Consider the following 17755-nt stretch of genomic DNA (forward strand, 5'->3'; position numbering starts at 1 on the left):
AAGCCAGCAATGGGCCCCACATGGTGGCCGACTCGACTTGCTCTGAGAGGACCGGCTCCGATGGCTGATGTGTACGACCGCTGGCACCTTTCCCGCCCGCCGGTGGATGCTCAGCCGTGCGAGGCGCACAGCAGCAAGACTCAAACGCTGTACCCCAGCACCGACCACGGCACAGGGAAACGCTGGCAGGTGCGCTATCGGGATCTGTCCGGCAAACAGTGCAAGGAGAACTTCGAGAAGAAGAGTGCTGCGGACTCCCGTGCCGCCAAGGTGGCGACTGAACTCGACGCCGGCACCTTCGTGAACCGGGAGTTGGGCAAGCAGAAGTTCAGGACCATCGCGGAACGCTGGCAGGAGTCAGCCATACACCGCGAGCGGACCGAGACGAACGTAGAGCGGGCTCTACGGCTCCACATCTACCCGACGTTCGGCGAGCGGGCGATCGGCCGCATTGAGCGGGCAGACGGACAGAGATGGATCAAAGAGCGGTCTGCGGTCATCGCTCCGTCGACCTTCGCAACGCCCTGGAACGTCTGCACCAGCATTCTGAAGATGGCCCACCAGGAAGGAATCATCCCGAAGTACCCATGGGAGGGGCTGAAGCCACCGGAGGTCTTCTATCCGGAGATCCACCCGCTTCATCCGGACGCGGTGAAGGCACTCATCGTGACTGCCTCACCCCGGTACCGCGCCCTGGTGAGGCAAGCCGCGTCCACCGGCCTACGGCAAGGTGAGCTGTTCGGACTGGAAGACGGAGACCCTGCCGAGACAGTGACGGTCAAACAGCAGTTGATCGGTCCTGACAAAGGCGTGCCGTACCTCGGGGAACCGAAGACCAAGCAGAGCTATCGGTCTGTTCCTCATGGGCGTTCGGTCGTAGACGAGATTGCACGGCACCGCGAGATGTTCCCGCCTCGGGTCGTGCACATCGAGGATCGGACGAACCCCCGGAAGCCCGTATGGCGCCATGCGCGGTTGCTGTACACCAGTGAAACCGGGGGAGCGATCCGGCGGGGGAGTTGGGCGAAAGTGTGGGCCCGGAACGTCAAGCGGGCGAACGCCTACCTGAAGAGGTCGGGCAGCAAGGTTCGCGTCCCCGAGGCCACGACGCTTCACGACCTGCGACACTTCTACGCCTCGGTGTTGATCAAAAACGGGGCGACGCCGAAGCAGGTGCAGATGAGGCTTGGTCACGCCAAGCCGTCGATCACGCTGAACGTCTATACGCACCTGTGGGAGGCGGAGGAGGACCGGACCGCCGACATGATGGAGTCCGCACTGAGCGATGTGCCCTGAGAGTGCCCTGTGAGGGGCGGCATACCCCCAACTTGCTGGTCAGGGGGTTGGTCTTGCACCCTGTGCGGGGGTGCCGCCCCTTCGTGTCTGCCGGAACACGCCTACGCAGGTTCTTCGGCGTCCCTGATCCCGGTCGGCGTTCCGTCCGGGGCGAACGGGTGGTGGAAGGTGAAGGCGTGCGGCGCGGAGCCGTGGTCGTGGAGGTGTTCCAGCCTGGAGACCCCGTCCTGCCAGGTGGGTGTCACGCCGTCGAAGACCCACCAGAACACGTGACTCGGGTGTCCTGTCCTCTCGAACCAGTCGTGACGCCTGTTCAGCGCCGCACGGTGCAGACCGGTGTAGACGGCGTCGAAGGCGGGGCGCAGGCCGGTCCAGAGGGAGAGCGTGGCGGCCAGGGCGGTGGTTTCCACGGTGCGGCCCTTGCCGTACCAGGCCGGTACGGCGAACTCCCCCCACGCACCCCAGTCCGCCTCGAAGAGCATGCCCCGGTCACCGTCCGCCGCCTCGGCATGCGCGAGGTACCCGGGGTGCCGGCTGATCTTCCGGTGGACGGCCTCGCCGTGTGCGTAGAACTCGCGCGTGAGAGGTCCGGGATCGGCGAGCGGCGACTTCAGGACGCCGAATGTGTACAGCGCAAGGCGGGGCATGCGTATCTCCCTGGTGGGGGGTGTTCGGTGTGGACGCGATCGCCGAGGGCCAGGTGAAGGTAGCCGCCTGCGCGGGCCATGTCGAAGTTGCGTTTTCCCTGTCCAAGTGGCCTCTCGCGCACGGTGGACAAGGCGGCTTGACGGTCTGTTGGCGTGCGGGGATGGAGAACCTGAGCCCCGTGGAGTGGCCGCCCCGGCCGATCGTCACCGAGCGGCTGGTGCTCCGGGGGTCCGAGGCCCGGGACCGTGCGGCGTTCGTCGAGCTGCTCGCCTCGCCCGAGGTGCACACCTACCTCGGCGGGCCCCGGCCGCGTGACGAGGTCGAGCGCGAGCTGCCCGGGACGCCCGAGCGGTGGCCCGGGAGCTTCGTCATCGAGCTCGACGGGGCGATGATCGGCCAGATCCTGCTCAGGAGAGCGACGGGGCACCGCCGCCCGGCCGCCGCGGGGAAGGCCGACCTCGGCTACCTGTTCCTGCCGCGGGCGTGGGGGTTCGGGTACGCGTTCGAGGCGTGTTCGGCGGCGCTCGGCTGGCTCGACGGTGAACTCCCGGGCGAGCCGGTGGTTCTCGCCACCCAGAGCGCCAACGCCGCCTCGATGCGCCTCGCGGCGAAGCTGGGCTTCACCGAGGTGGAGCGGTTCGAGGCCTGGGGCGCCGAACAGTGGCTCGGCATGCGGTCCCCGGCCACGCCAGGCGGCGTCCTCCCGTAGTGAGGGCGGTCAGAGCAGACCGAGGTCGTCGAGTTCCTTGTACAGGTCGGAGCGCGGGGAGTCCGGGCTGGGCCGCGGGGTCCTGCCGCCGGCCGGAGTCCGGGGCGTGAGCCCGCCGGAGGCGGTGCGCGGTGCGCGGCGGTCGCGGAAGAGCCAGGCTCCGACCAGGCCGCCGAGCAGCCCCCCGAGGTGGCCGAGCCAGCTCACGCCGGGGGTGCCGGGGACGGCCACGGTGAGGAGGTAGGCGAAGGACGCGCCCATGACGATCCCGATCAGCGTGTCGATCAGGTGCCGGTCGAAGAGTCCCCGCACGACGACGTAGCCGAAGTACCCGAAGATCAGGCCGCTGGCGCCGACCGTCGCCACGTCGCCGTGCTCGAAGAACCACACCACCAGGCCGCTGCTCAGCGCGATCAGGAGCGTGAGGCCGAGGAACCGGGCCACTCCCCGGTAGGCGGCGAGGAAGCCGAAGACGAACAGCGGGCCGGAGTTGCTCTCGATGTGCGCCCAGCTCCAGTGCAGCAGTGGCGCGACCAGGATGTCGGGCAGGGTGCCGACGTCGCCGGAGACCACCGCGTAGTCGCGGGAGAGGGCGTAGTGGTCGGAGAAGTTGGCCAGTTGCACCAGCCAGACGACCGCCAGCAGACCGAACATCACGAAGAACGCCTTCCGCGCCTCCGCGATCATCTGCTCGGGGCTCATCGGGACCGGCACGGGCCGGTCCTTCTTCGGCTCCTTCTTCGGCTCCTTCTTCGGCTCTTTCGCCGGTTCTTTCGCCGGTTCCTTCTTCGACGTACCCATGGCGGGCTCCCCCCTCGAACCGCTCGAACGCCGTCGCGTCCTCACCACGGCGCACTCTACGGCAGCCCGCTGACAGCGGCCGAGACCTGGCTACAGGGCCGGTTCCGCCCACAGGTCCGCCGGTACCACCCCCACGGAGCGGCCGTGTGCGTCCAGCAGGCGGCCGAGGAGTTTGTCCTGGCGCAGGGTGATGACCCGGTCCGCGATGTCGAGGGCCGGGTGAGCCGTCGCCAGGTGGGTCTCCAGGCGGAGGATGTCGCTGACCGAGTGCAGGCTGGCCTGGAGGATGAGGTTCTGCGGGCCGCTGATGGCGGCGCAGTTGCGGGTCTCGGGGAGGCGGATGAGGGACTGGCCGACCTCGGGGAGGTCGGCGGGCGGCACCCTGGCCCAGAAGGTGACGGCGACCGGCCAGCCGCCGAGAGGGCGGGCGAAGTCGCAGCGGAAGCGGAGCAGGCCCCGGCGGGTGAGGGACTCGACGCGGCGTTTGGCGGTGGAGAGGCTGACACCGAGGTCCTGCGCCAGGATCTGGTAGGGCGCGCGGCCGTCGTGGGCGAGGCGGACGGCGAGGGCGCGGTCGGCGGAGGTGAGCTGCCGGTGGGTCGTCTGCCGCGTGGCGGGGGAGGGCGCCCGCGCCGTCAGCCGGGCACGCTGGGCGGGGGCCAGGGCGGCGATGCGCCAGTGGCCGCCCTCGGTGAACATGTGGGTGACGATCCGGGACCGTACGGCGGTGATGCCCGGCAGGTGGGGGAGCAGGTCGAGGGTGTAGCGGGACAGGGCCGGCAGGTCGGGGGTGGCGACCGTGGCGAGGATGTCGTGGCCCGAGGCCGTCCGCTCGATCGTCACCATGTGCGGGTGGGCGCTCAGGGCCCCGGCGACCCGGGCCGTGGTCCCCGGGGCGCAGTCGATCACGACGTACGCCACGCAGATCTGTTCCAGCAGGCGCGGGCCGGGCGAGAAGCTGACCCAGGCCGTGCCCTGCGCGGACAGGCGGTGGAAGCGGCGGGCCACCGTGACCGGGTCGACGCCCAGGGCGCGTCCGAGCTCGGTCCAGGAGGCGCGCGGGCTCAGCTGCAGCGCGTTGATCAGCGCCAGCTCGTCCTCGGTCAGCAGCGGCGGTGCGGCCGCCACGGCGGCAGCATCCTGCGTCCGACCAGCTTGCGAGCCGGAATCCTGCGTTTCGGAGCCGTTGTGCGCCACTCTCCCATTGTGGACCTCAGGGACCCGCACCCCGCGGGCGCAGTCGTGAAGAAGGGCCGGAGCATGGCGTTCGCCGACTACCAGAACGAGATCTACCTCGACGGGCTGCGCGGAGTGGTGCCGCGGTTCCCCATGTCGTACGGCGATCTGGAGCCGTTGGCCCTGGCCGCGCTGCCCCCCGCCGTGCGCTCGTACGTCGCGGGCGGCGCCGGTGACGAGCGGACCCAGCGGGCCAACGCCGCCGCGTTCGAGCGCTGGGGCCTGGTGCCGCGCATGCTGGTGGGGGCCACGGAACGGGACCTGTCCGTCGACCTGTTCGGGATGCGGCTGCCCTCGCCCCTGTTCATGGCCCCGGTCGGGGTGATCGGGCTGTGCGCGCAGGACGGTCACGGCGACCTCGCCGTCGCGCGCGCGGCCGCCCGTACCGGCGTACCGATGGTCGCCTCCACGCTGACCGTCGACCCGCTGGAGCAGGTGGCCGCCGAGTTCGGTGACACCCCGGGCTTCTTCCAGCTCTACACCCCCACCGACCGCGAACTGGCCGAGAGCCTGGTGCACCGGGCCGAGCGGGCCGGGTTCAAGGGGATCGTGGTCACCCTGGACACGTGGATCACCGGCTGGCGGCCCCGCGACCTGAGCACCGCCAACTTCCCGCAGCTGCGCGGGAACTGCCTGGCCAACTACACCGGCGACCCCGTCTTCCGGGCCCGCCTCGGCAAGAACCCGGAGGACGACCCGCAGGCCGCCGTCGCGCTCTGGGCGGGGATCTTCGGCAACCCGCTCACCTGGGACGACCTGCCCTGGCTGCGGTCGATCACCGATCTGCCGCTGATCCTCAAGGGACTCTGCCACCCCGAGGACGTCCGCCGGGCCAAGGATGCCGGGGTGGACGGCGTCTACTGCTCCAACCACGGCGGCCGCCAGGCCAACGGCGGGCTGCCCGCCCTCGACGTGCTGCCGGAGGTGGTCGAGGCCGCCGACGGCCTGCCCGTCCTGTTCGACTCCGGGGTCCGGACGGGCGCCGACATCGTCAAGGCCGTCGCGCTGGGCGCCACCGCCGTGGGCGTCGGCCGTCCCTACGCGTACGGCCTCGCGGTCGGCGGTGAGCCCGGCCTCGTCCACGTCCTGCGGGCGCTGCTCGCCGAGGCCGACCTGATCATGGCCGTCGACGGCTACCCGGCGCTCGCCAACCTCACACCGGAGGCGCTTCGCCGGGTCGCCTGACCGGCGGGGCCGCCGGCCCGGCAGCCGGAAAGCCGGTCGCCGAGGTCCTGCAGGCGGCCGGCGAGGGCTGGAAACACCGCGCCCTCGACCGGGCGGAGTTCGTGCGCAAGCTGGGGGTGGCGGTCGCGGTGGCACTGCGGGCGCAGGACCGCGCCGAAGGGACCGCCACGGTGACCGGCGGCTCGAAGGGGGCGGACCTCAGGCGGGGGCCGTCCCCGCCGCCGCCAGCAGGTCGGAGGAGAGCTGCCACAGGCGGGCCGCGCGGTCGGGGTCCAGGGCGTGGGCGGCCACTCCCCGGCGGATGCCGGGCCGGTGCGGACCGGCCTCGACGCAGTCCTCGAAGTACCGCCCGGTCACGCCCTCGACCAGCGGGGAGGCGGCGAGCAGCGCCGAGGTGGCGGCGCCCTGCTCGATGTCCTTCCAGGAGACGTCGGAACTGGTGGCGTCGAACGAAGCGGGGCTGTTGGAGATGTCCCCGATGTGGCGGCCCAGCCGGGTGCTGGTGATGCGGCCGGGGTTGAGGGCGTTGACGGTGACCTGGTCGGGGGCCCAGCGGCGGGCCGCCTCGACGGTGAACAGGACGTTGGCGGTCTTGGACTGGCTGTAGGCGGCCCACGGGTCGTACGGCTGCCGCTCGAAGTTGACGTCGTCGAAAAGGACGTCGCCGTTGACGTGGCCGACCGAGCTGACCGCGACGACGCGTGCGCCGTGCGCCGCGGCTAGGGCACCGTGCAGGCCGGTGGCGAGGGCGAAGTGGCCGAGGTGGTTGGTGGCGAACTGCATCTCCCAGCCCTCCCGCGTCCGCTGGAGCGGCGTGGCCATGACGCCGGCGTTGAGGACGAGGACGTGCAGTGGGCCCTGCCAGGCATCGGCGAAGGCACGCACGGAGCCCTGGTCGGCGAGGTCGACGAGGGCGGTCCGTACACTGCCCGGTCCGCGCGCCGGGGCGATCTCCTCGGCCACCCGCATCCCTGCCGCCAGATCGCGGACGCCGATGGTGACCTCGGCGCCGGCGGCGGCGAGGACGCGCGCGGTCTCGCGTCCGATGCCGGAGGCTCCGCCGGTGACGACGGCGCGCCTGCCGCCGAGGTCGACACCGGTGAGCACCTCGGCGGCGGTGCTCAGGGCTCCGAAGGGGGTGGTGATGAGGGAACCGGACATGCGGTACTCCAGGGGAAGGTGGTGGAACGGGGTGGGCGCGGCTGAGGGCGCGGTCGGTGGCGCCCGGGCAGGGGCCGTCGTACGCTCATATCCGGAACTGGTTCCGGTTCGCTCCTCGACAGTAAGCGGAACCGGTTCCGGTTGCAAGAGGCGGTGACAGGATGAGGGGGCTGGGTTGACCGGCATCGACGAGGGTGCGGCGACGTCCCGCAGGCCGTTGCGCGCGGATGCGCAGCGCAACGAGGACCGGCTGCTGGAGGCCGCGGCGGCGGCGTTCGCCCGTGAGGGGGCGGGTGCCTCGGTCAAGGACATCGCCCGCCAGGCGGGCGTCGGCGTCGGCACGCTCTACCGCAGGTTCCCCGCCAAGGAGTTGCTCATCGAGGCCGTCTACCGGCACGAGGTGCAGCGCCTGTGCGAAGCGGCGGAGGAGCTGGCGGCCGCGCTGCCGGCGGTGGCGGCGCTGCGGGCGTGGATGGAGCGGTTCATCGACTTCATGGCGGCGAAGCAGGGTATGGCCGACGCGTTGCGGGTGATCCTGACCGACGAGAGCGAGAAGCTGCACACCCGTACCCTGCTGGTCGACGCGATCGCCCATCTGCTGGGCGCGGGGGAGGGGGCGTCGGCGGTGCGGTCCGGGGTGGACGCGCGTGACGTGCTGATGGCGCTCGGCGGGATCAGCCTGATGGCGGCGAACGAGGGACGGCGCGAACTGGCCGGCCGGCTCATCGACCTGCTGCTGCGCGGGGTAACAGGGGACCAGGGAGGGGCGGAGCCACCAAAACCGTGTTGAGGGACTGGGCCGTTCTGCGGAAGGCTCCGCGGGCATGGAGTTCTTCTGTTACCACCGAGACCGGGCCGGTTCTGTGGCGTTGCGCGCCGAGCTGGTGGAGGACCACTGGGGCTACATGGACGGCTACGCGGCCGAGTTGATCGCCCGGGGGCCGACGTTCCGGGCCGGTGGTGCGGAACCGAGCGGGAGTGTGCACGTCGTGGACCTGCCCGGCCCGGCCGCAGCCCGCGCCTTCGCCTTCGAGGAGCCCAACTACCAGGCGGGCGTGTACCGGGACGTGCTGCTGCGGCGGTGGCGCAACCTGCTGGGGCGGACCATGTGGGAGTTCCCCGGCGGCCGGACCGGCGGCGACCGGTACCTGGTGCTCGGCCTGGGGCCGGTGCGCGCCGAAGGCGCCGCCGCCGGGCCCGGCGGCCTGCCGGACGGCACCGATCACGACGACCTGATCGCCTTCGGCCCGCTGCTGTCCGACGACGGCACCACCTGGATCGGCACGGCGGCACTGGTCCGGGCCGCCGACCGGGACCGGGCGCTCGGCGTGCTGGCGCCGGTGCGGTACGCGGACGTCGAGGTGCACGACTGGGAGTTCGGCGGGCGGCGGTGACCCGGGCCGTGACCCGGACTGCGACCCGGACTGCGACCCGGACTGCGACCCGGACCGTGACCTAGACCGCCAGGCACTCCGCCAGCCGGTCCGCGAACTGGGTGACGCGGTCGAGCCGGGGGCCGGTGCGGGCGATGCGGAAGCCGTGGCGGCGGCCCCAGAACGCCGCCTGGACGGCGTGCAGCTGGGCCCAGCGGCGGACGCGTTCGCGGTCGAGTTCCGCCGCGTCGGCGAAGACGTCCAGGAGGCGGCGGGCGGTCTTCGGGAGGTCGTCGCACTGCAGGAGGCTCAGCGCGCGGGACTTGAGGAGGGTGCCGCCGTCGTACGCCGGGTCTCCCGCACAGCCCTTGGGGTCGACCGCCAGCCACGGTTCCCGGTCCGCCCGCAGGATGTTGCGTGCGTGCAGGTCGCCGTGGACGAGGGTGTCCGGCTGGGTCCGGCCCAGTTCGCGGGCGGTGACGCGGGCCGCGTCCAGTACGCGGGGCGGGAGGGCGTGGGGCAGCTCGGCGGCGTCCTCGCACAGCTGCGCCGCCCAGGCGTCCGCGCGGTCCCGGAGCCGGGGCAGGTTCGGCGGCGCCGGGACGGCCAGGCGGCGGTTCAGGCGGCCCGCGATCGTCATCACGGTCTCGTCGTCGGGCTCCAGTGCCGCGAGCGTCGACATGTGCGCCCGTTCCAGGAGGAGGGCGAAGCGGGCGTCGTCGCGCCGGTGCAGGCGGACCGCGCCGCGGCCCGCCCACGCCTCGAACGCGTCCGGCTCGTGGACGTTGCCGGGGTGCGGGAAGGACACCTTGACGACGCAGGGCCGGCCGGAGGACCGCAGGCGGACCGGGACGATCACCCCCACACCGCCGTGCGTCACCTCGCCGTCGGGCACGCAGTCCCAGTGCCGCAGCAGGTTCTCGACCGTCGCCGGGAGTTCGGCGATCCACGCCGCCCCACGGTCACCCTCCCGCTCGATCGTGCCCCGCACCAGCGCCTCCGGAATGCCGATCATCCTGGCACCCTACGCGGCGCTCCCGAGGTCGCGCCGGCACACCGGGACAGTCCGGGCCCCGGCCGCCGTCCGGCCGGTGGGGCGGTCCTCAGGCCGCCCGTACCTCGTACGCCGTCACCCGTACCGTCTCGTCGTCCAGGCAGGCGCCGGACTCCAGGTCGAAGCGCTGCTTGAGGAGCGGGGAGGCCACGAACGGGCGGCCCTGGTGGGTGCCGGTCAGGCCGCGGGAGAGGACCGCCGCGCCGCCGAAGGGGTCGCGGTTGTCGATGGCGTAGAGCCGGCCGGCGCGGTCGCGGAAGACGGCGGCCTGGTGGCCGTCCGGGAGGAGTACGGCCACCCCGCGGCCGGGGGTGAGCAGGCTCAGGTCGCAGACGGTGAACCAGGTGTCCGCCAGCCGGAGCTGGACCTTCAGGTCGGTGGTCTCGGGGGCCAGGGTCATCGCTGGGCGCTTCCTTCCAGAACGGTCGCCGTGCCGTCCGCGCGGCGCAGGCCGATGGACAGCAGCGGCAGGTCGGGCTTCATCTGGTCCCGCTCGGGCACGAAGCCGACGACCGGGTCGGGGGTGTCGGGGGCGTTGACGAACGAGACGAACCGGGCGAGCTTGTCGGGGTTGTCGATGGTGGTCGCCCACTCGTCGGCGTAGTTGGCCACGTGCGCCGCCATCAGGGACTCCAGCTCCTCGCAGATGCCGAGGGAGTCCTCGACCACCACGTCACGGACGTGGTCCAGGCCGCCCGGTATCCGCTCCAGCCAGGTCGACGTGCGCTCCAGACGGTCGGCCGTACGGATGTAGAACATCAGGAAACGGTCGATCAGCCGGACCAGTTCGGCATCGGTGAGGTCCTGGGCGAGCAGGTCGGCGTGGCGCGGGGTGGCGCCGCCGTTGCCGCCGACGTAGAGGTTCCAGCCGCCCGCGGTGGCGATGACGCCGAAGTCCTTCGACTGGGCCTCGGCGCACTCGCGGGCGCACCCGGAGACGGCGGACTTGAGCTTGTGCGGCGACCTCAGCCCCCGGTAGCGCAGCTCCAGGTCGATCGCCATCCGGACCGAGTCCTGGACTCCGTAACGGCACCACGTCCGGCCCACGCAGGACTTGACGGTCCGCAGGGCCTTTCCGTAGGCGTGCCCGGACTCGAAGCCGGCGTCCACCAACCGCGTCCAGATCAGCGGGAGCTGCTCGACGCGGGCGCCGAACATGTCGATCCGCTGGCCGCCGGTGATCTTCGTGTAGAGGCCGAAGTCACGGGCGATCTCACCGATGGTGATCAGGCCCTCGGGGGTGATCTCGCCGCCGGGGATGCGCGGGACGACCGAATAGGAGCCGTTCTTCTGCAGGTTGGCGAGGAAGTGGTCGTTGCTGTCCTGGAGCGCCGCCTGTTCGCCGTCCAGGACGTAGCCGCTCGCACCGATCGCCGGGGCGAGGGACGCGATGATCGACGCCACCGCCGGCTTGCACACCTCGCAGCCGTCGCCGCCCCGGGCGCCCTCCCGGCCGTACCGGTCGAGCAGGTCCCGGTAGGTGGTGACGCGCAGGGCGAGGACGATCTCGTACAGCTCCTCGCGGGTCTGCGCAAAGCAGCCGCACAGACCCTTGTCGACCTCGAGGCCGGACGCCTCCAGCTCCGCCGTCACCAGCTGGCCGAGGACCTTGACGCAGCTGCCGCACGTCGTGCCGGCCTTGGTGCACTTCTTCACCTCGGGCACGGTGGTGCAGCGGTGCTCGGTGACGGCGCCGCGGATCGTGCCCTTGCGGACGCTGTTGCAGGAGCAGATGATCGCGTCGTCCGGCAGCGCGGCCGGGCCCAGCTGGACCGGCTCCCCGGCGCCGGCGGGCAGCACCAGCGACTCGGGCGAGACCGGCGGGACCGAACCGGTGAACGCCTTCAGCGTGCCGTAGGCCTCCGCGTCGCCGACCAGGATGCCGCCGAGCAGGGTGCCGTCCCGGCCGATCACCAGCTTCTTGTACAGGCCCGAACGGGCGTCGGAGTACACGACGTCCAGGCAGTCCGCGGTCGTGCCGTGCGCGTCGCCGAAGGAGGCCACGTCCACGCCGAGCAGCTTCAGCTTGGTGGACAGGTCGGCGCCGGTGAAGGCCGCCTCGTCGGCGGCGATGGTGGCCGCCGCCGTCTCGGCCTGCTCGTAGCCCGGCGCCACCAGCCCGTACACCCGGCCGTCCGCCGCCAGCGCGCACTCGCCGATCGCGAACACGTGCGGGTCGGCGACGGTACGGCACTGCTCGTCGACCGCGATGCCGCCGCGCTCGCCGACCGTCAGACCGCAGTCCCGGGCGAGTTGGTCGCGCGGCCGGACCCCGGCGCTGAACACCACCAGGTCGGTGGCGAGTTCGGCACCGTCGGACAGCCGCATCCCCGTCACGGCGCCCGCCGAGTCGACCACGATCTCCTGCGTGCCGACGCCGGTGTGGACCGTCAGCCCCATCTCCTCGATGGTGCGCAGCAGGGCCGCGCCACCCCCCTCGTCCACCTGCACCGGCATCAGCCGCGGCGCGAACTCCACGATGTGGGCGGCGAGTCCGAGCCCCTTCAGCGCCCCGGCCGCCTCGAGCCCCAGCAGTCCGCCGCCGACCACCGCGCCCACCGTCGCCCTGGACTTCGCGTACTCCTCGATCGCGAGCAGGTCGTCGATCGTGCGGTAGACGAAGCAGCCGGTCGCGTCCTTGTGGGGGACCGGCGGCACGAACGGGTAGGAGCCGGTGGCGAGGACGAGCGTGTCGTACCCGAACGCCCTGCCGGACCTGGCGGTCACCGTCCGTGCCACGCGGTCGATCGTCTCCGCCGGGTCGCCGACGTACAGCTCGATGCCGTGCGCCTCGATGAACTCCATGTCGGTCATGGAGAGTTCGTCGGGGGTCCGGCCCGAGAAGTACGAGGTGAGGGCGACGCGGTCATAGGCGGGGCGCGGCTCCTCGCACAGCACGACCACGCGGTGCGTGGCGGTCAGGCCGCGCTCGGCGAGCGCCTCCAGGAAGCGCTGCCCGACCATGCCGTGGCCGACGAGCACGATCGTGGGGGTGGCCCCGGGGGTGGCGGTCATCAGGAGCCTCCGTCGTTGGGGAGCAGGGGGAGCAGGGGGAGCAGGGGGAGCAGGGGGAGCAGGGGGAGGTGGAAGAGGTGGGGAAGCAGGGGGCCGCCCCCGGGCCCCGTGGGCGTGGGGCGGGGGCGGGCGGTCGCCTCGGGGGTGTGGCGGCGGCCGCGCGGGACCGCGGCGGGCCGCACTGCGGCGGGCGGCACTCGGCGGTACGGACGCCGCTCCTCGTCGCCGGCGCGCGGCACGGGTGCCTCACGTGTCTCCCGGGTGTCGCGCGTCTCCTCGGTGTCGCGCGTCTCCCGTGGGTCGCGCGTCTCGCGCGCTGTGCACGGCTCGCGCGTCCCGGGGGCACCGGTCACCACCGCACGCGTCTTCGAGGTCATACCCAGGAGCCTGCGGGGCCGACGTTACCCGGCCGCATCACCGCTGTTTCCCAGGAGGAACGCTGCCCTCTTCTGGGAGCGGGGGTGAGTGTGAGGGGGTGAGGGGGGCCCCGGGGAGGTGCGGTGGCCGCCGGTCAGCGGCTGCCGGTCAGGTGGGCGAAGACGACGACGTTCCCCTGGTATCCGGTCGTGCGCGAGTAGCCGCCGCCGCAGGTGATGACCCGCAGCTCGGGGCGTTTCGCGGCGCCGTAGACCTTCTCGTCGGGGAAGTCGCGGGCCTGGTAGACCTCCACCGCGTCGACGCTGAACACGGCGACGCTCCTGTCCTGCCGGTCCACCTCGATGGCCGTGCCGCGCCTGAGGGCCCCGAGGTCGTAGAAGACGGCGGGGCCCTCGGCGTTGTCGACGTGCCCGGCGACGATCGCGGTGCCGGTCTCACCGGGGGTGGTGCCGGCCTCGTACCAGCCGGCGAGGTTCTTCTGCCCGGCGGGCGGGACGTCGAGGCTGCCCGAGGCGGTGAGGCCGAGGCCCATGAGGGGGGCGTTCACACGGATGGCGGGGATGCGGATCCGGGTGGGCGGGGAGGGCGGCAGCGCGGGGGCCTCCAGGCGCTCCTCGCCGGGGTCGGGGCGGCCCTCGGCGGCGGACGGCTGGGGCGGCGCGTCGTGCGGTCCGCTGCCGGGGCCGAGCAGCCATACACCGGAGCCGAGGGCCATGACGGTCACGGCGGCTATCGCGGTGTCCCCGATCCTGCGCATGTGAACCCCTCTCCCTGAGGTGAGAACGTCCAACGAGGGGGTGGGCCGCCGGCGGCGGTGAGAGCCTCTGGCGAACGTGACCCCCTCCCCCTCCGGGCCGCGAGGGGCGTCGGACCCGGAGGGGGTGGGATGTGCGGTACCGGCGGACGGACAGCGGAGGGTGTCCGTCAGATCGCATCGCCTCTCGCCCGGCGATGCAGGAGCCAGGTACCGCCCGCGGCGGCGACGGCCAGAGCCGCCACGCCTGCCGCGGTCTGCACGGGGTCGGAGCCAAGGGCACCACCGACCCCCGTCTTCACACTGCCGTGGGGCTGCACCTGCTGCCCCGCGGCCGGCGCCAGTGCCACCATCAGGTCCCCGGTCACCTGCCGGTTCCCCTCGGCGCACTTCGCGACGATCTCGTACGTCCCCGGTTGCGCGCTCGGCGGCACCTGGAACTGCCCGATCGCCTCGCCTTCGTGCGTGCTCGGCGCAAGGGTGAACGTGCCGGCGCCGACGGAACTGGCGTCCCCGACCGCCGTCCCCTTCTCGCCGCAGGCCGCCGTGTTCACGGTGACCTGGCCGCCGGCCGCCGCGGTCGACGGGTACACGTCGAGGCTGCCGGTGGCGCCGCCGTAGGCCGGCGCGACGGCGAGTCCGGCCGTGGCCACGGCCAGCGCGGTCCCGGTCACCAGACGGGCGGTGCGTCGCATGGTGCTCCCTCGGTCGAGGTCGTCCACTCCCTTGCTCTACCGAGGTAAAAGCCAACCGCCCGGCCGCGCCCCCTGAGGCGCCGTCGGTTTTGGGATGAACGGGTGTCACGGCGGACGGCCGAGAAGCCCGTCGAGGGCGGGTTCGGGCAGGTCAAGGGGGTTGCGCGGGCACCGGTATGAAGAACACACGAATGGTGGGGGGTGGGGGGAGTGAACGGGTGACGCCCTTCGGGGCCCGCCGCCCGCGGCAGCCGCTCGTGCGGGCGGGCCGCGCCCTCGGGGTCACGGCGTCCCCTGCACGCCCTCCGGTGCCGTCCGGATCGCCGCGATGTCGAACTGGAGCCGCACCGTCTCGCTCACCATCGCCCCGCCCTCCGCCAGACGGGAGTTGTAGGCCAGGCCCCAGTCCATGCGGTTGATGGTGGTCGTGCCGTCGAAGCCGGCGCGCTGGTAGCCGAAGGGGTCCGTGACGTTGCCGATGTAGGTGAGTTCCAGGTCCACCGGGCGCGTCGTCTCCTTGATGGTCAGGTCGCCGGTCATGACGTAGACGTCCGGTGCCTTCAGGCGTACCGCCGTGCTCTGGAAACGCATCCGCGGGAAGTTCGCGGAGTCGAGGAAGTCGCGCCCCACCAGATGGGCGTCCCGCTGTTCCACGCCCGTGTCGACGCTCGCCGTGGACAGGATGATCTCCGCCTGCGAGCGGGCCGGGTCGCGGCCGTCGAAGTAGAGGCGGCTCTTGTACTCGGTGAAGGCCCCGCGGACCGTCGTCACCATCGCGTGCCGCACCGAGAAACCGATTCTGCTGTGGGCCGGATCGATGATCCACTCGCCGGTGAGGGCGGCGAGGGCGGGGTCCAGGAGGGCGGGGGCCGAGGTGCGGGAGGCCGGCGACGTCGCCGGGCGCGGGGGGATCGTGGGGGTGCGGCGGGACGTGTGGGGGCGGCTGAACAAGTTCATGATTTATCTAGTTAGTCCACTCCGGGAATTGCCGCAAGTGGTCGTCAGGACAAAGGATTTCGCCAATTCCGCATACCGTCACCGAAACTGCACATCGCCGCCACGGGATCCACTCAGGAAGTTTTCGGTATTCCCGGATCCCGGTTTCCTCGAATTTCACTGTTCCCCTTTGTTCGGGGTGTATGTGACGGCCGCCCCGGTTCGTTCGCCGGGGCGGCCCTCGCATGTCGGTGCGCCGTGCCTCAGTTCACGTTCACCGCGCTCCACGCCGCCGCCACCGCGTTGTACTCCGTGCTGCCGTTGCCGTACAGGTCCTTCGCCGCGTTCAGCGTGGCCGTCCTCGCACCCGCGTAGTTCGTCGAGGACGTCATGTAGACCGTCAGGGCGCGGTACCAGATCGCGCCCAGCTTGTCGCGGCCGATGCCGGTGACCGTCGAGCCGTTGTACGTCGGGGAGTTGTAGCTCACGCCGTTGATGGTCTTCGGCCCGCTGCCCTCCGCCAGCAGGTACGCGAAGTGGTTCGCGACGCCGGAGGAGTAGTGGACGTCCAGATTGCCCACCGACGAACTCCAGTAGTCCGCCGAACTCCCGTCCTTCGACGGCTGGTCCATGTACCGCAGCGCCGTCTTGCCGAAGCCGGAGCGGACGATCTTCTCGCCGATCAGGTAGTCGCCGGGGTCGGAGGAGTTGTTGGCGTACCACTCCACCAGCGTGCCGAGGATGTCGGAGGTCGCCTCGTTCAGGCCGCCGGACTCGCCCGAGTACGTCAGCGCGGCCGTCTTGGAGGTGACCCCGTGCGTCATCTCGTGGCCCGCCACGTCGAGCGCCACCAGCGGTCCGAAGGTCGTCCCGTCGCCGTCGCCGTACGTCATGCAGAAGCAGCTGTCGTCCCAGAAGGCGTTGTTGTAGTTGTTGCCGTAGTGGACGCGGTTGTACGAGCCCTTGCCGTCGCCCGCGATGCCGTTGCGGCCGTGGACGTTCTTGTAGTAGTCCCAGGTCTCGTTGGTGCCGTACTGGGCGTCGACCGCGGCCGACGAGCGGTCCGAAGCCGCCCCCGTGCCCCAGTGGTTGTCGGCGTCCGTGAACACCGTCGACGGCGCCCGGCTGATGCAGATGCCGAAGATGCACAGGTCGGTCTTGTTCGCCGCGTCGCCGGTGTACGTGTTGCCGCGCGTCGGGTCCGTGAGGTTGTACGCCGAACCGGACTGCGTCGTCTCCAGCGGGACCGTGCCGCTGTAGAGGGACTTGCCGTCGCCGGTCGCCGTCTCGATGCTGTCCCAGGCGTCGATCTGGGCGCCGGTGCGGGCGTCCGTCAGCACCGTGCGGGCGACCGGGTTGCCGAGCGAGTCCTTGCCGACGGCGTCGGTGCGCCAGGCCAGCTTCGGGGTGCCGTGCAGGGCGTCGACGACCAGCTGCGGCTTGGCCTGCACCTGCTTCAGCGCGTCGCCGAGGTTCGCCGCCCGCAGCGCATTCACCGCGAGGTCGGCGGCCTTCGGGGCGGAGACGTCCGGGACGGTCGACGCCAGGGATATCCGGCTCCGGGTCGCCCGGTCGGCGCTGCGGTACGCGCCGTCCGACTTCAGGTGGACGACGAAGTCGCCGCCCAGGACGGGGAGCTGACGGTACGTGCGGTCGTAGCGGACGTGCTGCGTGCCGTTCCTGTCCACGATCACGTCGCGGACCGAGGTGCCCTCGGCGGCGGTGAGGCCGAGGGCGGTGGCGTGCTGGACGAGTGCCTGTGCCGCGTTCGCGATCGCCGTGGCCCGGGTCGGTCTGGCGTCGGCGTGGGCGGCGGGGGAGAGCGCGGCGGCCAGCAGGGTCGCGGTGGTGGCGGCGACGCCGGCGGTGGCGAGGCGGGAAACTCGGGTGTTCCGGGTCCGGCTCATCGGTCTCCTTGGAGGTGCGCCTCGAAGGCGTGGGGGTGGCGGTGGCGCTGACGACAGAGATTTAAGAGGCCATGACATGTCATGTCCATAGCGCCTCCATGGAGATGTGTGTGGAGGTGGAGGGGGTGCAGAATCCTTCCTGTGACCACCCGGAACCCCCACCACCACCCCCGTCACCTCCCGTTCTTCGTCTACGGCACGCTCCGCCCCGGCGAGGTCAACCACGACGCGTACCTGCGGGGCCGGACGGAGACCGAGGAGCCGGGCCGCCTGGAGGGGGCGGTGCTCTACGACGGGCCCGGCTATCCCTACGCCGTCGAGGAGCCCGGGCCGGCGGCGGTGCGCGGCGAACTGGTCACCGCACACCCCGAGGCGTACGACCGGCTCCTCCTGGAACTGGACGCGTTGGAGGAGTGCGTGCCCCAGGACCCGGCGAGCCTGTACGTACGCGTCGCGCGGGACGTCGTACGGCTGCGGGACGGGGCCGCGGTCCGGGCCTGGGTGTACGTCGCCGGGCCCGTCGTGGCCGGGAGACTGCGCGCCGGCGGGCGGCGCATCGACGGCGGCGACTGGCTGGGCCACGGCTGACCGAGAGTGCCGGAGACCT

Annotated in this window: 18 protein-coding genes; 6 read left to right on the plus strand and 12 right to left on the minus strand. The window is 72.0% G+C overall.

Translation table 11 applies throughout. From position 1 onward, the window contains the following. Positions 1 to 60: 60 nt before the first annotated feature. Positions 61 to 1296 (plus strand): tyrosine-type recombinase/integrase, encoded by a 1236-nt coding sequence (locus ACZ63F_RS14425; RefSeq protein WP_469711013.1) that lies wholly within the window; start codon positions 61 to 63, stop codon positions 1294 to 1296. 101 nt (positions 1297 to 1397) lie between these two features. On the opposite strand, the gene ACZ63F_RS14430 is transcribed toward ACZ63F_RS14425, so the two are convergent. Continuing rightward, complete coding sequence (locus tag ACZ63F_RS14430) at positions 1398 to 1943, minus strand: DUF3291 domain-containing protein (protein WP_469711015.1); 546 nt, start codon at positions 1941 to 1943, stop codon at positions 1398 to 1400. A gap of 161 nt (positions 1944 to 2104) precedes the next feature. Between ACZ63F_RS14430 and ACZ63F_RS14435 the strand changes: the two genes are divergently transcribed. After that, positions 2105 to 2653 (plus strand): GNAT family N-acetyltransferase, encoded by a 549-nt coding sequence (locus ACZ63F_RS14435; RefSeq protein WP_469711017.1) that lies wholly within the window; start codon positions 2105 to 2107, stop codon positions 2651 to 2653. A 9-nt stretch (positions 2654 to 2662) separates the two neighbouring features. Here ACZ63F_RS14435 and ACZ63F_RS14440 read toward each other — a convergent pair whose 3' ends face one another. After that, complete coding sequence (locus tag ACZ63F_RS14440; protein WP_469711020.1) at positions 2663 to 3454, minus strand: rhomboid family intramembrane serine protease; 792 nt, start codon at positions 3452 to 3454, stop codon at positions 2663 to 2665. 90 nt (positions 3455 to 3544) lie between these two features. After that, on the minus strand, positions 3545 to 4582 hold the full coding sequence (locus ACZ63F_RS14445; RefSeq protein ID WP_469711022.1) for an Lrp/AsnC family transcriptional regulator: 1038 nt from the start codon (positions 4580 to 4582) through the stop codon (positions 3545 to 3547). A gap of 132 nt (positions 4583 to 4714) precedes the next feature. Between ACZ63F_RS14445 and ACZ63F_RS14450 the strand changes: the two genes are divergently transcribed. Next, the gene (locus ACZ63F_RS14450; RefSeq protein WP_469711023.1) at positions 4715 to 5875 is read left to right on the plus strand and encodes an alpha-hydroxy-acid oxidizing protein; all 1161 of its coding nucleotides are present in this window, start codon (positions 4715 to 4717) and stop codon (positions 5873 to 5875) included. Between the two features lie 198 nt (positions 5876 to 6073). On the opposite strand, the gene ACZ63F_RS14455 is transcribed toward ACZ63F_RS14450, so the two are convergent. Continuing rightward, on the minus strand, positions 6074 to 7036 hold the full coding sequence (locus ACZ63F_RS14455) for an SDR family NAD(P)-dependent oxidoreductase (protein WP_469711025.1): 963 nt from the start codon (positions 7034 to 7036) through the stop codon (positions 6074 to 6076). A gap of 175 nt (positions 7037 to 7211) precedes the next feature. Between ACZ63F_RS14455 and ACZ63F_RS14460 the strand changes: the two genes are divergently transcribed. Together ACZ63F_RS14460 and ACZ63F_RS14465 are read left to right on the plus strand one after the other, a co-directional pair. After that, positions 7212 to 7826 carry a TetR/AcrR family transcriptional regulator gene (locus ACZ63F_RS14460; protein WP_469711027.1) on the plus strand — a complete coding sequence of 205 codons (615 nt, stop codon included), beginning with the start codon at positions 7212 to 7214 and terminating at the stop codon, positions 7824 to 7826. Between the two features lie 34 nt (positions 7827 to 7860). After that, the gene (locus ACZ63F_RS14465; protein ID WP_469711029.1) at positions 7861 to 8430 is read left to right on the plus strand and encodes a YciI family protein; all 570 of its coding nucleotides are present in this window, start codon (positions 7861 to 7863) and stop codon (positions 8428 to 8430) included. A 61-nt stretch (positions 8431 to 8491) separates the two neighbouring features. On the opposite strand, the gene ACZ63F_RS14470 is transcribed toward ACZ63F_RS14465, so the two are convergent. The 8 genes from ACZ63F_RS14470 to ACZ63F_RS14505 form a co-directional block, all read right to left on the minus strand. After that, a complete protein-coding gene (locus ACZ63F_RS14470; protein ID WP_469711031.1) occupies positions 8492 to 9424 on the minus strand; it encodes an aminoglycoside phosphotransferase family protein in 933 nt (310 codons plus the stop codon). A gap of 88 nt (positions 9425 to 9512) precedes the next feature. After that, entirely contained in the window at positions 9513 to 9863 is a 351-nt protein-coding gene (nirD, locus tag ACZ63F_RS14475; RefSeq protein WP_469711033.1) for a nitrite reductase small subunit NirD, read from the minus strand. After that, positions 9860 to 12478, minus strand: coding sequence for a nitrite reductase large subunit NirB (gene nirB / locus ACZ63F_RS14480; RefSeq protein WP_469711035.1), 2619 nt, complete (start codon positions 12476 to 12478; stop codon positions 9860 to 9862). Before nirB ends, nirD begins: the two co-directional genes overlap by 4 nt. Continuing rightward, positions 12478 to 12855, minus strand: coding sequence for a hypothetical protein (locus tag ACZ63F_RS14485; protein WP_469711037.1), 378 nt, complete (start codon positions 12853 to 12855; stop codon positions 12478 to 12480). The genes nirB and ACZ63F_RS14485 overlap by 1 nt, the downstream gene beginning before the upstream one ends. Positions 12856 to 12989: 134 nt before the next feature. Next, positions 12990 to 13613 (minus strand): class F sortase, encoded by a 624-nt coding sequence (locus tag ACZ63F_RS14490; RefSeq protein WP_469711039.1) that lies wholly within the window; start codon positions 13611 to 13613, stop codon positions 12990 to 12992. 167 nt (positions 13614 to 13780) lie between these two features. Next, positions 13781 to 14305 (minus strand): hypothetical protein, encoded by a 525-nt coding sequence (locus ACZ63F_RS14495; RefSeq protein ID WP_457674633.1) that lies wholly within the window; start codon positions 14303 to 14305, stop codon positions 13781 to 13783. Between the two features lie 282 nt (positions 14306 to 14587). Continuing rightward, the gene (locus ACZ63F_RS14500; protein WP_469711042.1) at positions 14588 to 15262 is read right to left on the minus strand and encodes a YceI family protein; all 675 of its coding nucleotides are present in this window, start codon (positions 15260 to 15262) and stop codon (positions 14588 to 14590) included. 242 nt (positions 15263 to 15504) lie between these two features. Further along, positions 15505 to 17148 (minus strand): M4 family metallopeptidase, encoded by a 1644-nt coding sequence (locus ACZ63F_RS14505; RefSeq protein WP_469711044.1) that lies wholly within the window; start codon positions 17146 to 17148, stop codon positions 15505 to 15507. A 141-nt stretch (positions 17149 to 17289) separates the two neighbouring features. On the opposite strand from ACZ63F_RS14505, the gene ACZ63F_RS14510 reads away from it, so the two are divergent. Continuing rightward, the gene (locus ACZ63F_RS14510) at positions 17290 to 17736 is read left to right on the plus strand and encodes a gamma-glutamylcyclotransferase family protein (protein ID WP_469711046.1); all 447 of its coding nucleotides are present in this window, start codon (positions 17290 to 17292) and stop codon (positions 17734 to 17736) included. Positions 17737 to 17755: the final 19 nt, after the last annotated feature.

This window comes from Streptomyces sp. NPDC104761 (assembly GCF_055583445.1).